Genomic DNA, 15,530 nt, shown 5'->3' on the forward strand with positions numbered 1-15,530 from the left:
ATAATGGCCACGCAGTACAACAAAAAAGGCGGCCTGACGGCCGCCTTTTTTTGTTACTGAAAGAATGATTTATTAATTTAATGTTGGCGCTCAGCCGCGTAATAAGCCAACTCTTGTAGCAACGAGCCACGCGCGCCCAGCGAGGCAATCGCATCCAATGCCTCGCTGGTGAGCTCAGACAGGCGTCGGCGCGAGGCGTCGAGACCGATGATCGAGGGGAAGGTGGGTTTATCGGCGGCGGCATCTTTGCCGGCGGTTTTGCCGATAACCTCCGATTCGCCTTCCACATCGAGAATGTCGTCGCGCACCTGAAAGGCCAGGCCCACGGCATGGCCGTAACGATCCAGTGCATCGAGCGTGCCTTGCCCGGCATTGGCGGTCAGGGCGCCAAGCCGCACAGAGGCACGAATCAAGGCGCCGGTTTTGTAGGTATGCATGCGCTCCAGTTCGACCAGACTGAGCTTCTGGCCAATCGCAGCCAGATCCAGCGCCTGACCACCGGCCATGCCTTCGGCACCGCAGGCGCGGCCAAGTACGCGCATCATTTCCACGCAGTTGATGGCAAGAGCGTCATGGGCGAGCAGCTCGAACGCCAGCGCCTGCAAGGCGTCGCCGGCCAAGATCGCGGTGGCCTCGCCGAACACGATATGGCAGGTGGGGCGGCCGCGGCGCATCGCGTCATCGTCCATGGCCGGCAGATCGTCGTGGACCAGAGAATAGGCATGGATCAGCTCCACCGCACAGGCAGGTGCATCGAGCTGTGGGCCTGATTCGCCCAGCGCATGACCCGCCGCATAGACCAGCAGCGGACGTAGCCGCTTGCCGCCGCCCAGCGCGGCATAGCGCATGGCGCGGTGCAGGTCGACCGGGGGTAGGTTTTCCGCAGGCAAGGCCTGGGCCAGCGCCAGGTCGGCGCGGACGATCAGGGACTGCAGGATCGGGCCAAGCTCAGAGATCGGATTCAAACGGTTCGGCAGTATCGGGGGCTTCGGGATCGAGCAGCAGACGCACGCGCAGCTCGGCGTTTTCCAGCGCCTGCTGGCAATGACGATAGAGACCGATGCCACGCTCGAAGGAGGTGAGCGACTCGTCCAGGCTCAGTTCGCCGCCTTCCATGCGCGCGACAAGCTGTTCGAGTTCGTCTAGCGAATGCTCGAAATCGGCGGCGGGAGCGGTTTCAACGGGGGCGGGCTTGGCCATGGGGCGCAAAGCTAACGCAGCACCCGTGTGGAATCAATCTGTATCAGTGCCGCAGGTGACGATCAGGTGACTCAATCGCGGTTATCCGCGGTTGCCGGGTTGTTTGCCGGCGACCAATGCGGACGGCCACCAGCCACGCCGAACAGTGTTTCGCCCCGTTCTGTCAGCCAGCGATTGGCCACTGCGATCAGCTCGTCACCGGCATAAATCAGTGGATATGCCATGCGTTGCCAAGGCGGGATAGCGGCTTGCTGGAACAGGTCGCGCAGTTTGCGGGTATGTGCATCGCCGGCTGGCTTGATCTTTTCCCCGCCCCGGCGCCACCTCACGGTGAGAGGCTCCGGCAGGGCTGCCACCGTCCCGGTGAGCGTCAGCAGGCTGCCGTCGGGCAGGGGCAGGGGCTGGCCTGACCAGGGCGACTCCCACTCAGGATCGAGGGCCGGCTGCGGTGGATGTGCCCATAGCCGGCCCTTCCAGATATGCAACTCGGTGCCGGTCCAGCAGATGCAGGGCATGCGGCCGGCGCGGGCATGCAGTTGTCGTTCGATCTGTACACGCTGCTGGGCGGTAGGTGCCGGGCGTCCCCGTGCATGCAGCCAGTGATCGAGCAAGGGCTCGCGCAAGCCTGGCGGCAGCGCGATCCAGCCGGTGGCATCGAGGCTGTCGGTGAGCGGGTCGCGCAGGGTTTCCAGCGCGGCCAGCCATTGCGTTTGCAATGCGTCGGCAGCATCGCGGCTGAGCCGGGCACTGTGTTGTATGGATGCTGTTGCCTGCGGCCAGTGCCGGGCAAGGCGCGGCAGGATGTCATTACGCAGATAGTTGCGTGCGAGACGGGTGTCGGTATTGGAGGGGTCCTCAATGCAAAGCAGTGCATGCGCATCGATATAGCCGCGCAGTTGCTCCCGAGACAACGCCAGCAGCGGACGCCACAGCAGTCCGCGGCCCAATGGGCGGCATGCGCGCATCCCGCCGAGACCTTCCGGCCCGGCACCGCGCAACAGTTTGAGCAAGACGGTTTCGACTTGATCGTCGCCGTGATGGCCAAGCAGCAACCGTTCGCCGTCGCCCAGTTGGGCGGCGAGCGCGGTGTAGCGCGCATGTCGTGCCGCACCCTCGATGCCAAGGCCTGAGTCGATGTCGACCTCGACGCGTAGTACATCGCAGTCCACGCCAAGTTCGTGGCAGACACTTTGGCAATGTGCGGCCCATTGGGCACTCTCGGCATGCAGGCCATGATCGACATGCAGCGCGCGCAAACCACGCGCACGCGCCTCGGGTAATTGCGCCAGGGCATGCAGCAGCGCGGTGGAGTCGGGGCCGCCGCTGTAAGCGACGCAAAGTGCGCCGTCGGCTTGGTCGAGCAGGGCGTGCTGCAGGGTTTCGCTTAACGCATGTGCTTTATTCACGGACTGCTGGCTTCTTCGATTTATTGCGTACGTAAATCACTTTCGGTCGGCCATCGCCGGGGCTGCGCCGATCCATCTCGAACAGTGTGGTCGCAGTCATCAATTCACTGAGCTTGCCGTAGCCGTAGCTGCGTGCATCGAAGTTGGGTCGCTGTTTGGTGATGATCGAACCGACACCGCCGAGGCCAGCCCAGCCGTCATCATCCGAAGCAGCTTCAACTGCATTGCGCAGCAAATGTGCCAGGCCGCTGTCTTGCTTCAACTGCGCAGCGCTGCGTGGTTTCAGTGGTTGTTCTTCGTCGGGCTTGGCGATAAGGATGTCGGTGTAGATGAATTTATCGCAGGCGGCGACGAAGGGGTCGGGTGTTTTGCGCTCGCCGAAGCCATAGACGATTAAGCCTGACTCGCGAATGCGCGCAGCGAGGCGGGTGAAGTCGCTGTCGCTGGAGACGATGCAGAAGCCATCGAAACGGCCCGAATACAGCAGATCCATCGCGTCGATAATCATCGCCGAGTCGGTGGCGTTCTTGCCGCTGGTGTAACCGAACTGCTGAATCGGCTGGATCGACTGGGTTAGCAATTGCTCTTTCCAGCCTTTCAGATGCGTGCTGGTCCAGTCGCCATAAGCGCGTTTCACATGGGCGGTGCCGTATTTGGCGACTTCGGCCAAAAGCGCTTCGGCAATTGTCGGCTGTGCATTGTCGGCGTCGATCAACACAGCAAGCTTGGTGGCAGGCTCATTGGCCATGGTGAGGTCCACAGTGGAAAGCTGCGGCGATGGTACCTCGCCTGCGCGCCGGGGCGGAAAACAAAGCCCCGCGATGAAGCGGGGCTTTGCGTTGCATGGCTGTTTCGAGGTCGGTTGCGCTAGAAATCGAACGGCGGCGTCAGCCCGGTGAAATCGCCAATCACCTTGGCGTCGTAAGGGCCGTTGAGCTGGTTGAAGCCGCTGCCGGGTGCGTTGAGCGCACCTTGCAGAAACACGACGTGCCCGGACTTGTTGATTTCGATCACCCGATCATTGAACTGATCGCTTATCAACGTATCGCCATTGCGCAATCGAACCGCTCGCGTGGGCAGCGGTGCGGGATTGCTGCCGGCGTCGGTATTGGTGAAGTACTGCCAGACGACCTGGTCGTTGCCGTCGACCTCCACGATGCGATTGTTGTTCGAATCGGTGATTAGCGTATCGCCGTTGGACAGGCGGCTGGCAAAGGCGGCACCGCTCACTGTTCCGAGCGCGGTGAATTGTTTGACCAGCTCTAAGCTGGGTTTGACCTCAATGACGCGATTATTGTTTTCATCGGCGATCAGAATGTGGTTGTTCTCCAGCACTTCGGCACTATTGGGATTGCTGAGCTGATTCGGGCCGTTGCCAATGACACCGGTGGTGCCGTACTGCCACACGATCTGATGATTGAGATTGACAAGAATGATGCGCTGGTTGCCCTGGTCGGTAATCAATACATGCGGGCCTGGGTGATGCGGGAAGTTGATCAGAAACAGCGAATGCACTGGCGTATTGAGTTGATTCGGGCCCGAGCCGGCGATGCCTGCCTGACCGTACTGCCAGAGAATGTCGCCGTCATGATCGACAATAAATACGCGGTTGTCCGGGCAGCCGTTGACGGTGTCGGAGCAACCCGGCAGCCCTGGCGGCGTACCAGTGCCCGAGATCAAGGTGTACGGTCCGATGCGTTCGGCGTCATTCGTGCCTACGACACTGTTGGGGCCAGGCAGATCGGAGCCGTTGCCGAAATGCCAAAGCACTTGATGCGTGTAGCGATCGACTTCGATGACGCGGTTGTTGAATTGATCGGCGATAAGGATGTGGCCGTAACCATCCTGTGCATTCGCCGGGACAGCGTATAAGACACTCGCGGCAAGGCTGGTCAGGACCAGTGCCGCCGCGATGTATCGGTACATCGATTTTCGGAACAGGGAGCGTGCCATCTGAAACCCCTCCACAAGAGTTGGGCCAGGAAGCCAGTCCTTAATTGTCTCGGGCGGGTCCGCGAAAGAGAGCATCGTGTGGCGACGCGGGTTTGCAGCGCCTCCGGCATGCACCGTTGCCGAGCGTTACAGCATCCTCAATGTTTCATTTACTAGGCGTAAAGAGGATGTTTCGTGCATGTGAGTAGCGTCAGTTTAGGCAGAGCTCAACTGCTCTCGGTAGCCGATGCCGCATCAGTTACGGTTTCGCCGCTTCTGCTGCGCAGCAGCACGGCGCCAAGCCCGGCACCCAGCGCAGCGAAGATCGCGCCCACCAGAAATGCTGCCTGATAGCCGTCGTTGAGGGCGGCGAGTTGGGCATGTCCGCTGACCAACAGCCTCTCGGTGCGTGAAGCCGCCAGGCTGGCAAGAATGGCCAGACCAAGCGCACCGCCCATCATGAACGACGTGTTGACCACGCCCGAGGCCAGGCCCGACTCGGTTGGCGCGACATCGCTCATCGCCGCCAGCAACACAGGATTGAACGCGATGCCGGCGCCTAGACCGAGCAGGATCATGCCGGGAAATATATCAACCATGAATTGCCCATCGGTCGGTGCACGCGCAAAAAGCAGCAAGCCGACGGCAGCCAGCAGCAGCCCCGCCGCAAGCGGTTTCTTAATGCCGAAACGCATCACCAGCTTCGCGGAGATGCCGAGCGAGAAGGCGGCCATGATGAGGTTGGCCGGCAAAAAAGCCAGCCCGACTTGTAGCGGCGAGTAGCCGAGCACCAACTGCATATACAACGCCGAGAGAAAAAACCAAGCGAACATCGCGGCAGCCCAGAGCACGCCGATGATATTGGCGATGGCTACATTGCGTAGCCGAAACAGCCGCAGTGGCATCAGCGGCACACGCACGCGTGCTTCGATCACCAAAAAAATCACCAGCAAGGCCGCCGCGATCAAGAGCTGAGTGACGGTACGGATCGAGGTCCAACCCATCTCGTTGCCATTGACGATGGCATAGACGGCAAGCATCAGCGATGTGGTCACGGTGATCGCACCGGCGATATCCAGATGTCTGGAGAGATGTTGGTTGAGTGTGCTGGGCAATAGCTTTAGCGAAAGCGCAATCACGCCAACGCCAATCGGCAGGTTGACCAGAAAGATCCAGTGCCAGCTCAAGGTGCTGGTAAGCAGGCCACCGAGCATCGCACCGAGACTGCCGCCGCCGGCGCAAACAAAACCATAGACGCCCATGGCTTTGGCGCGATCGGCCGGTTCGGTAAACAGATCCATGATGAGCGATAACGCCACGGCGGTAACCACCGCAGCGGCAAGCCCTTGCAACGCACGTGCCGCGACCAGAAAGCCCTGGGTATGCGCCAGGCCGCAGGCCAGCGAGGCCAAGGTGAAACATCCAATGCCGATCAGGAACAGACGCCGATGACCATAGAGGTCGCCGAGCCGACCGCCGAGTAGAAGAAATCCGCCAAACGTCAGCATGTAGGCATTGACCACCCAGGCCAGCGATGTTTCGGAGAACTGCAGATCCGTCTTGATCGACGGCAGGGCGACGTTAACGATGGTGGTATCGAGCACGATCATCAGTACCCCGAGGCACAACACGATCAAGGCCAGCCAGCGGCGATCGCGATGTGCAGGTGGTGCAGGGATCTGGGAAGTGGTCTGGACATGCGTCATAACGAATCTCGCAAAAAGCTAGTGGGTTACGTCGAGGCTCTCTCACCAGGTACGACGAATAGGACCGCTAGAAATCGACACTCTGTTGCGCTGGGAGATACAGGGTATGGCGAGGCGATCGCGACAGCTTTCGTACGCAGGCGGTAACCGCTCAAGCTCATTCCGCCATGCGGAAGTTCAATTCCACGCCGACTCCGGCCGGATCGACCAGGAACAACTGCACCTGGCTGATGGCGTCGACGATATCGGTTTGGTAATGCACCCCGGCGGCATCGAGTCGAGCACGCGTGGCGGTGAGATTTTCGCAGGCAAAAGCGTAGTGGCCGAGCCAGCCGGTGGTACGCGGCTCGGCATCGCCATCGCCGCTGATGGTCAAATGGATTACCGGGCTGTCGCCGGCATATAACCAATAGCCGTGCGAGCCTGAGCGAAACACCGGGCGCGGGCCTTCACGCAGACCGATCAGGTCGATATAGAAACAGCGCAGCCGTTCGATCAGTTCGGCGGGCGCGCGCAGGTTCAGGTGATCGATACCGCGCACGCCCGTCATGATCGTATCTACCCTTGGTAAGCGCCGTAACGGCGCAGACGCTGATAGCGCTGCTCCAGCAGGTCGGGCGTCGACAGGGCTTCGAGTTCGTCGAGTTGGTTCAGCAGCACCGCTTTCAGGCGTATCGCCATGGATTGTGGGCTGCGATGGGCACCGCCGAGCGGTTCGCGCACCATTTTGTCGATCAGGCCCAGCTCCAGCAGACGCGGCGCGGTCATACCCAATGCTTCGGCGGCGTCCTTGGTTTTGTCGGCGCTCTTCCATAGGATCGAGGCGCAACCTTCCGGGGTAATCACCGAATAGGTGGAGTACTGCAGCATCAGTGTGCGGTCGCCCACGCCGATCGCCAGCGCGCCGCCGGAGCCGCCCTCGCCGATGACGGTGCAGATGATCGGCACTTTCAGCTCGGACATTTCCAGCAGATTGCGCGCAATGGCCTCGCTCTGGCCGCGCTCCTCCGCACCGATGCCGGGGTAGGCGCCCATGGTGTCGATAAAGGTAAACAGCGGTAGCTTGAAGCGCTCGGCCATCTTCATCAGGCGCAAGGCTTTGCGATAGCCCTCAGGGCGCGGCATGCCGAAATTGCGCTTGAGCTTGCCCTTGGTATCGCGGGCTTTCTGATGGCCGATAATCATCACCGCGCGGCCGTTGATGCGGCCGAGACCGCCGACAATGGCGCCGTCGTCGGCGTAGGCGCGGTCACCCGCCAATTCGTGGAATTCTTCACACATCACGCTGATGTAATCGAGCGTGTACGGCCGTGCCGGGTGGCGTGATAGCTGGGTGGTCTGCCAGGAGTTGAGATTGCGAAAAATCTCAGCGGTCTTGGTTTTAAGCTTTTCGCGTAGGCGGCGAACCTCTTCGTCGATATTGAACGCCTGCCCATGGCTGGCGTGACGAAGCTCTTCGATTTTCGCTTCCAGCTCGGCAATAGGTTGTTCGAAATCGAGGAAGTTGGGGTTCATTCGCAGTCATTCGTGGCGCGGAAGCGGGGCAGTATACCGGGACGTGGGATATCGCGAGAACGGAGGCGTATGGGGGGGCGGGGAACGGGGAATAGGGAACGGGGAACATGCGGACTGATGGGTGCTTGCGGCGCCGCGTTCTTTTTTGATCTTTGTTTGTTTTTTCTCTTGCGTTTTTGCTTGTGCTTTTTAGGCTTTTCCCCGTTCCCCGTTCCCCGTTCCCCGTTCCCCGTTCCCCGTTCCCCGTTCCCCGTTCCCCGTTTCAATCCCCTTGCTGCTTCACAATCCTCAGCTTGGCGGCCTGTACGCCGGGGATGCCGCGTACGGCGCGCAGGAGTTCGGGGATGGCGTCGACGCGCCATTCCTCGCTCAGCTCAAGATCGGCCTGGGCGTTCTGGTTGTGAAACCCGTGCAGTAACACGGTGGCGCGGCCGCCGAGATAGCCGGTCAGGGCATGACGTAGTTGTTCGATAAAGCCAGGATCGATGCCATTCAACTTCAATTGCAGCAATCGTGCATAGCGGCGGCAGGCATCGCCGAGGGTGTAGGCGGTTTTTGCCCGTAGCTGAAAGCCGCCGCCGGAAAAGTCGTCGATGCGCAGGCCGCCTTCGACGATCAGCATTTCATCGCGGGTGAGCAGGGGCGCGATCTGTTGATATAGCTCGCCGAAAAAGCTCACCTCGATGATGCCGGTGCCATCTTCGAGCCGGACGAAGGCATCGCTGTCGCCACGCTTGCGCACGCCGGTGACCATGCCGGCGACCGTCCACGGGGTGTCGGGGCCACGGCGGAAGCGATTGTTGTCGTCGTCGTTTTTGCGTGGTTTCGGCGGCTGGTAACGGTCGCCGATTTCGCCCAGCGGGCAGGTCGATAGCTGGGCCAGCTCTTCGCGCCACGGGTCAGTGGGATGACCGGACAGGTAATGACCAAGCGTATCGCGCTCGCCTTGCAGCTTTTGCTCAAGCGGCCATTCGGGTGCCGTCGGCAGGTCGATCTGCACGACCGGCGCGACGCTGCTCCTGCCGGCATCCGACATCATGGCGCCGAACATATCGTTCTGGCCCGATTGCTTGTCGCGCAGATGCTGTTCGGCGGCCTTGATCGCATTGGGCAACTGCAGCATCAGGCTGGCGCGGGTGGGCGCGAGCTTATCCAGCGAGCCTGAGAGGATCAGGGCTTCCAGTACCCGGCGATTGAGCTTGGTCGGGTCGACGCGCCGGCAAAAGTCGGCCAGATCTTTGTACTCGCCGCCTTGCTGGCGCTCGGCCACGATCGCTTCGCAAGCGCCCTGGCCGACACCCTTGATCGCGCCCAGGCCATAGCAGATGACTTTGGGTTTGACGGCGACGAACATGAAGTTCGCCATGTTCACGTCAGGCGGCTGGATGGTCAGGCCGATGGCGCGCGATTCGTCGAGAAAGGTCACCGCTTTGTCGGTGTTGTCCATGTCCGACGAAATCGTCGCGGCCATGAACTCGGCGGGGTAATGCGCTTTCAGCCACGCGGTCTGGTACGACACCAGCGCATAGGCGGCGGCATGCGATTTGTTGAAGCCGTAGCCGGCGAATTTTTCCATCAAGTCGAAGATGGAATCGGCCTTGTCGCCGGTCAGTCCGTCTTTGGCGGCGCCTTCGCGGAACTTGGCGCGCTCCTTCGCCATTTCCTCGAGTTTCTTTTTACCCATCGCTCGACGCAGCAAGTCGGCGCCGCCGAGCGAGTAGCCGCCGACGATCTGCGCCATCTGCATCACCTGCTCCTGGTAGACCATGATGCCGTAGGTCTCTTTCAGGATCGGCTCAACGCGCGGGTCGGGGTACTCCACTGCCTCGCGGCCGTGCTTACGGGCGACGAAGCTGGGGATCAGGTCCATGGGGCCGGGGCGGTACAGTGCCACCAGCGCGATGATGTCCTCGAAACGGTCAGGCTTGGCGTCCTTGAGCATGCGCTGCATGCCCGAAGATTCGAGCTGGAATACCGCTACCGTCTGCGCCTTCTTCAGCAGCTCATACGGCGCCGGGTCGTCCAGCGGCAGCTTTGAAATATCTAGCAGCGGCTCGCCGGCGGCCTCGCGCCGCACATTGATGGCTTTCACTGCCCAATCGATGATGGTCAGCGTGCGCAGGCCGAGAAAGTCGAATTTGACCAGGCCGACCGCTTCGACGTCGTCCTTGTCGTATTGCGTCACCACGCCGCCGCCACCGGGTTCGCAATACAGCGGGGCGAAGTCGGTGAGCGGGGTGGGGGCGATCACCACACCACCGGCGTGCTTGCCGGCGTTGCGGGTGAGGTTTTCCAGCTTGAGCGCGAGATCGACCAGCGACTTGGCTTCTTCGTCCTGCTCGTACAGGTCGCAGAATTCCTTGACGACGCGATCGGTTTCTTTCTTGGATTTCTCCGAGCGGCCGAGCGCATCGGACAAGGTGAGATCGAGTGGACGCGGCGGGATCAGCTTGGCGATCTTGTCGACCGCGTTGTAGCCCATGCCCAACACACGGCCTGAGTCGCGCAGTACCGCCTTGGCCGCCATGGAGCCGTAGGTGATGATCTGGCTGACGTGGTCGCGCCCATATTTGCGCGCCACATAGTCGATCACCTCGTCGCGGCGATCCATGCAGAAGTCGATGTCGAAGTCGGGCATCGAGACGCGTTCGGGATTCAAGAAGCGCTCGAACAGCAATTCGAACTGCAACGGATCCAGATCGGTGATCTTCAGTACCCATGCCACCAGCGAGCCTGCGCCCGAACCGCGGCCGGGGCCTACGGGGATGCCGTTTTCCTTACCCCAGTTGATGAAGTCCGCCACGATCAGAAAGTAGCCGGGAAAGCCCATCTCGATGATGACGTCCAGCTCGCGCTCCAGGCGCGCCTCGTAATCGGCGAGGGTGCGTCCGGCCGCCAGCGGCGCGGCGGCAAGCCGCTCGCGCATGCCTTCGCGGGAGATTTCACGGATATAGCTGGCCAGGTCGTGGCCTTCCGGCACCGGAAAGTCGGGCAGGTAGTAGGTGCCGAAACTCAGTTCGAGGTTGCAGCGCTTAGCCAACTCGATGGTGTTTTCCAACGCCTCGGGGATATCCGCGAACAACACGGACATCTCGGCGGGGGATTTCAGGTATTGCTGGTCGCTGTAGTCGCGCGGTCGCTTCGGGTCGGCCAGCACCCGGCCCTGGTTGATGCAGACGCGGGCTTCGTGTGCCTCGAAGTCGTCCTGTTTGAGAAAGCGCACATCGTTGCTGGCGATCACCGGCAGTTCGAGTTCGGTGGCCAGGGCCAGCGCAACGGCGTTCCAGGTTTCTTCGCCCTCGCGCCCGCAACGAGTCAGCTCCAGATACAGCCGGTCGGGGAACAGGCGGGTCAGCGGGCGCAGCTTGAGCAGCGCAGCTTCGACACCTTGGTTCATCGCGATACGGCCGACCTCGCTTTCGCGGCCTAGCAGCGCGATCAATCCCGCCGTCGCATCGACACTGAGCCAGCCCGCGTCGATCAACGGACGGCCGCTGTGCTGGCCTTCACGCCATGCGCGCGAGACCAGGCGAGAGAGATTTAGATAACCGTCGCGGTTCTGGCATAGCAAGCTGAGCCGCCACGGACGCGGATCGTCCGGTGCGCTGATCCACAGGTCGCAGCCGCCAATCGGCTTGATGCCGGCGGCGCTACAGGCCTTGTAGAACTTCACCAGCGCGAACATGTTGTTTTCGTCGGTCAGCGCTACTGCCGGAATACCGTCGCGCACGCAGGCTTCGACCATCGCCTTGATACGGATGGTCGAGTCGACCAGCGAATATTCGCTGTGTAGATGGAGGTGGGCAAAGCTGATGGACATGCAGACTCACGCGGTGAGTGGGTGAAGGCTACTGGCACCCCAATCGGCGAGCAAGATTGACTTGTGTGGCTTTTGACGGTTGCCAGCATTGGCGCTGGCTGGCAAGGTTCGGGGTCTTGTGCCGCATACCGTGGCCTTCAATGGTTTTGCCCCATGTCGCTGCTTCGTTCGCTTTTCGCCGTTAAACCTGTTGAGGCTTCGTTATCGGCTGACAACTCACTCAAACGCACCTTGGGGCTGAAGGAGCTGATCGTGCTGGGCGTGGGCGCGGTGATCGGTGCCGGCATCTTTGTGATTACCGGTCAGACGGCGGCCGAGCATGCCGGCCCGGCCATCACGCTGTCTTTCATATTGGCGGGCCTGGCCGCCGCGCTGGCGGCGCTGAGCTACGCCGAGTTCGCCGCGATGCTGCCGGTGTCGGGCAGTGCCTATGTCTACGCCTACGCTACTTTTGGCGAGCTGTTGGCCTGGTTTATCGGCTGGAACGTGGTGGCCGAATATCTGCTGGCGGTGTCGTCGGTAGCGGTCGGCTGGTCGGGCTATGGCGTAGGCCTGTTGCATAGCCTGGGGCTGCAGATACCCGATGTGCTGACGCATGCGCCATTGAGTTTCAAAGACGGCCAACTGGCGGTGACTGGCGCCTGGTTCAATCTGCCTGCGGTATTGGTAGTGGCGGCGCTGACGGCCTTGCTGTATCGCGGTACTCAGCAATCCACTCTGTTTGCCAGCGTGGTGGTGGTATTGAAGGTGTTGGTGGTGCTGTTATTCGTGGTGTTCGGCTTGCAGTACGTCAATCCTGAGTTATGGCATCCCTATATGCCGGCAAACCAGGGTGGCGATCACTACGGTTGGAGCGGTGTGTTTCGCGCGGCAACCAGCGTGTTCTTTGCCTATATTGGTTTCGATGCCGTGGCGACGGCGGCGCAGGAGACACGCGACCCGCAGCGCAACGTGCCGATGGGCATTCTGATCTCGCTGGCGATTTGCACGGTGCTGTACATCATCGTGGCGGCGGTGCTGACCGGCTTGGTGCCGTATCAGCAGCTAGCTACCGCCGAGCCGGTGGCAACGGCCCTGGCGGCACATCCGCAACTGGCCTGGTTGAAGCTGTTGACCCAGGTGGGCGCGGTGGCGGGCCTGACCTCGGTCATCCTGGTGATGCATCTGGGCCTGTCGCGCATTCTGTACAGCATGGCTGGCGATGGCCTGTTACCGCGCTTCTTTGGGGCCGTGCACGCTCAGCATCGCACCCCGCACCGTACGACCTTATTGGTGGGCTTGGTCGGTGGTTTGCTGGCGGCGGTGTTTCCGCTCAGCCTGCTCGGCGACCTGTTGTCGATGGGTACGCTGCTGGCGTTCTCCACGGTCTGCATCGGCGTATTGGTATTGCGTCGGACCCATCCGAATCTACTGCGTGGTTTTCGGGTGCCTGCCGCACCGGTGACCTGCAGCCTGGGCGTATTGGTCTGCCTGTTTCTGCTCATGCAGATGAACAAGGAAAACTGGCTCTTGCTGGCCGGCTGGACGGTACTGGGCATGTTGATCTACGTCGGTTACGGCTATCGGCATAGCCGCTTGCGTAAAAGTCGTTAATGCACGCGGAACCGCTCGTTCTCGGCCGGTAGCGCATCGATGTAGTGGTCGAGCTGTTCGACCACCAGCGGGCGGCGGTCGTAATCAACATGCTCAGCGGTTTGCGGCTTTGTCTTGGTGGTGCCTGGGTCTACAGCGATCAAATCTGGCAATTGAGATGGACGGGGGGTGGGTTTCATGGCGCGTCTCCTAGGGGGCGAATGAGCGCGATGTCGTGAACCGTTAACGCTGGGGATGCGTTAACACCGTGCGTCCGTGCTGTTAATAAGGCGTGTCGCCGGCAAGTGGCGGAAGGGTTGCCGGTACCTGCTTGAGATGCAGTCGTCGTCGGAAGGGTTGCTGTGGCCATGCATAAGATGAGCGACAGGGTTGAATAGTTCCGAACTCGCCGGACAAAACCGTAGCAATCCGCGCCGGCAGGCAATTGCGATGCTATGCCTATGCGATGGTTAAAACCTGGGCCATAGGGCATAGCCAGGCCGCGCCGGGTTGGCCCCGATGATGCTTGTGCGGCCGTTTACGAGACGGCTCAAAAGAGCTGTGTTTGATCCAGTAGTACTTTCACTGGCGCGAAGCTGCGGCGATGCTGCACGCAAGGGCCGAGCAGTTTCAGCGCGCTGAGATGCGCTGGCGTGGGGTAGCCCTTATGGATGGCAAAACCATAGCCTGGATGCGTGCTCTCCATATCGATCATCAGCCGATCGCGGGTGACCTTGGCGAGAATCGAGGCGGCGCTGATGGCCGGCTCCAGTGCATCGCCGCCGACGATGGCGCGCCCAGGGCAGGGCAGATCCTTGGGTAGCTTATTGCCGTCGATCAAGGCCGAGTGCGCTGTTGGCGTCAGGCCCGCCACGGCACGGCTCATCCCCGCCATGGTGGCCTGAAAAATATTCAGCCGATCGATTTCCTCCGGCAGCACCACAATGACGCAGTACGCCAGCGCGCGTTCGATAATCTGCGGATACAGCGCTTCGCGTTTCTTCTCGCTGAGTTTTTTGGAGTCGTTGAGCCCGGCAATGGGACGCTGTGGATCGAGAATCACCGCCGCAACGGTTAACGGGCCTGCCAGTGGGCCGCGCCCCGCTTCGTCCACGCCGGCAATGAGTGCATTTTTAACCATCCAGCAACTCCGCAATCGCCGTCGCTGCCCGCTCGCCCGCATGGCCTTCCAGGCCGCCGCGCAGCATGTGATGCAATTGCTCGAACGCCGCCACGATATGGCCGCGGCGCTCGCTGTCGTGAAACAGGTCCAGCGTGGCGGCGGCGAGCTTGCCGGCGGTGCAGTTATCTTGCATCAGCTCGGGTACGAGCAAGGCATCGCCCATGCCGCAGGCACGCGCGAGGATGTTGGGCAATGCATAGACATCGGTCTTGAGCATCTTCAATGCGCGCGCAATGCGATAGCTCGCTGGCGCCACGCGATAGCCGACGACCATCGGCCGTTTTGCCAGCATCGCTTCCAGTGTGGCCGTACCTGAAGCCAACAGCACGACATCGGCCGCCAGCATGGCTTCATGGGAGTGGCCTTCCAATAGCAACGGCGCATCCGCGCGTGGCTGGCTGGCGAGCAAGGCTTTCAAGCGGGCATACACTTGCGCATTCGCTGCCGGAATCACGATGCGCAGGCCTGGCAGGGCGCTGGCGACCTGACTCGCAGCGTCAATAAAAATACGCCCCAGGCGTTCTAATTCAGACGGGCGACTACCGGGTAGAACGGCAAGTACGGGCACGTTTTGCGGCAATTGCAGGATGTCGCGAGCGCCTACGCGATCCGATACCAAGGCGAAGCGATCCGCCAATGGATGGCCGACAAAGCGTGCATCGATGCCGTGCTTGTCATAAATAGGTGGCTCCATCGGAAACAGGCATAGCACCCGATCGGCGCTACGGCCGATTTTTTCCGCGCGTCGCTCGCGCCATGCCCAGACAGCAGGGCTGACATAGTGCACGGTGCGCAAGCCGGCTTGCTTGAGTCGCTGTTCTACGCCCAGGTTGAAGTCGGGGGCATCGATGCCGATGACGATGTCCGGGCGTGCTTCAAGCAAGCGCGCGACCAGCGATTTGCGCAAGCGCAACAGCCGTGGCAGATGCCTTATCACTTCGGCAAAACCCATGACCGACAATTCGCCGATGTCGTACCAGGATTCGAAGCCCTGGGCCTGCATGCGAGCCCCGCCGATACCGACGAAACGGGCGCTCGGATAGCGCTGGCGCAGTGCGACAATCAGATCGGCGCCGAGTTGGTCGCCGGAGTCTTCGCCGGCGATGAGGGCAATGAGGCGTGTCTGTGTGGAGACTTCGTGGGCCTGCATATCGATGTCTCCCGTGCGGGTGTTTGATTCTCCGATAAGTACGGCG

Annotated in this window: 13 protein-coding genes; 1 reads left to right on the forward strand and 12 read right to left on the reverse strand. The window is 61.2% G+C overall.

Annotation, left to right across the window (positions count from 1 at the left end; genetic code table 11):
* Positions 1–77 precede the first annotated feature (77 nt).
* The 9 genes from DVJ77_RS10750 to dnaE form a co-directional block, all read right to left on the reverse strand.
* Positions 78–965, reverse strand: coding sequence for a polyprenyl synthetase family protein (locus DVJ77_RS10750; protein ID WP_114845507.1), 888 nt, complete (start codon positions 963–965; stop codon positions 78–80).
* Positions 949–1,200 (reverse strand): exodeoxyribonuclease VII small subunit, encoded by a 252-nt coding sequence (locus DVJ77_RS10755; RefSeq protein WP_114845508.1) that lies wholly within the window; start codon positions 1,198–1,200, stop codon positions 949–951. Before DVJ77_RS10755 ends, DVJ77_RS10750 begins: the two co-directional genes overlap by 17 nt.
* 71 nt (positions 1,201–1,271) lie before the next feature.
* Entirely contained in the window at positions 1,272–2,606 is a 1,335-nt protein-coding gene (tilS, locus tag DVJ77_RS10760; protein WP_318530914.1) for a tRNA lysidine(34) synthetase TilS, read from the reverse strand.
* Positions 2,599–3,354 (reverse strand): NYN domain-containing protein, encoded by a 756-nt coding sequence (locus DVJ77_RS10765; RefSeq protein ID WP_114845722.1) that lies wholly within the window; start codon positions 3,352–3,354, stop codon positions 2,599–2,601. The genes tilS and DVJ77_RS10765 overlap by 8 nt, the downstream gene beginning before the upstream one ends.
* Before the next feature lie 119 nt (positions 3,355–3,473).
* Entirely contained in the window at positions 3,474–4,559 is a 1,086-nt protein-coding gene (locus tag DVJ77_RS10770) for an NHL repeat-containing protein (protein WP_114845509.1), read from the reverse strand.
* A 206-nt stretch (positions 4,560–4,765) separates the two neighbouring features.
* Positions 4,766–6,244, reverse strand: coding sequence for a DHA2 family efflux MFS transporter permease subunit (locus DVJ77_RS10775; RefSeq protein WP_114845510.1), 1,479 nt, complete (start codon positions 6,242–6,244; stop codon positions 4,766–4,768).
* Between the two features lie 157 nt (positions 6,245–6,401).
* Entirely contained in the window at positions 6,402–6,794 is a 393-nt protein-coding gene (locus tag DVJ77_RS10780; RefSeq protein ID WP_114845511.1) for a VOC family protein, read from the reverse strand.
* Between the two features lie 8 nt (positions 6,795–6,802).
* Positions 6,803–7,759: an acetyl-CoA carboxylase carboxyl transferase subunit alpha gene (gene accA / locus DVJ77_RS10785; protein WP_114845512.1), complete on the reverse strand. Its 957-nt coding sequence runs from the start codon at positions 7,757–7,759 to the stop codon at positions 6,803–6,805.
* 262 nt (positions 7,760–8,021) lie between these two features.
* The gene (dnaE, locus tag DVJ77_RS10790; RefSeq protein ID WP_114845513.1) at positions 8,022–11,579 is read right to left on the reverse strand and encodes a DNA polymerase III subunit alpha; all 3,558 of its coding nucleotides are present in this window, start codon (positions 11,577–11,579) and stop codon (positions 8,022–8,024) included.
* Positions 11,580–11,732: 153 nt separating this feature from the next.
* Between dnaE and DVJ77_RS10795 the strand changes: the two genes are divergently transcribed.
* Positions 11,733–13,172 carry an amino acid permease gene (locus tag DVJ77_RS10795; RefSeq protein WP_114845514.1) on the forward strand — a complete coding sequence of 480 codons (1,440 nt, stop codon included), beginning with the start codon at positions 11,733–11,735 and terminating at the stop codon, positions 13,170–13,172.
* On the opposite strand, the gene DVJ77_RS10800 is transcribed toward DVJ77_RS10795, so the two are convergent.
* The 3 genes from DVJ77_RS10800 to lpxB form a co-directional block, all read right to left on the reverse strand.
* Positions 13,169–13,351: a hypothetical protein gene (locus DVJ77_RS10800; RefSeq protein ID WP_114845515.1), complete on the reverse strand. Its 183-nt coding sequence runs from the start codon at positions 13,349–13,351 to the stop codon at positions 13,169–13,171. The two genes, DVJ77_RS10795 and DVJ77_RS10800, sit on opposite strands and share 4 nt — an antisense overlap.
* A 350-nt stretch (positions 13,352–13,701) precedes the next feature.
* The gene (gene rnhB, locus DVJ77_RS10805; protein WP_191983685.1) at positions 13,702–14,292 is read right to left on the reverse strand and encodes a ribonuclease HII; all 591 of its coding nucleotides are present in this window, start codon (positions 14,290–14,292) and stop codon (positions 13,702–13,704) included.
* Complete coding sequence (lpxB, locus tag DVJ77_RS10810; protein ID WP_114845517.1) at positions 14,285–15,484, reverse strand: lipid-A-disaccharide synthase; 1,200 nt, start codon at positions 15,482–15,484, stop codon at positions 14,285–14,287. The genes rnhB and lpxB overlap by 8 nt, the downstream gene beginning before the upstream one ends.
* Between the last annotated feature and the right edge of the window lie 46 nt (positions 15,485–15,530).

Source organism: Dyella tabacisoli (genome assembly GCF_003350925.1).
GTDB lineage: Bacteria > Pseudomonadota > Gammaproteobacteria > Xanthomonadales > Rhodanobacteraceae > Dyella_C > Dyella_C tabacisoli.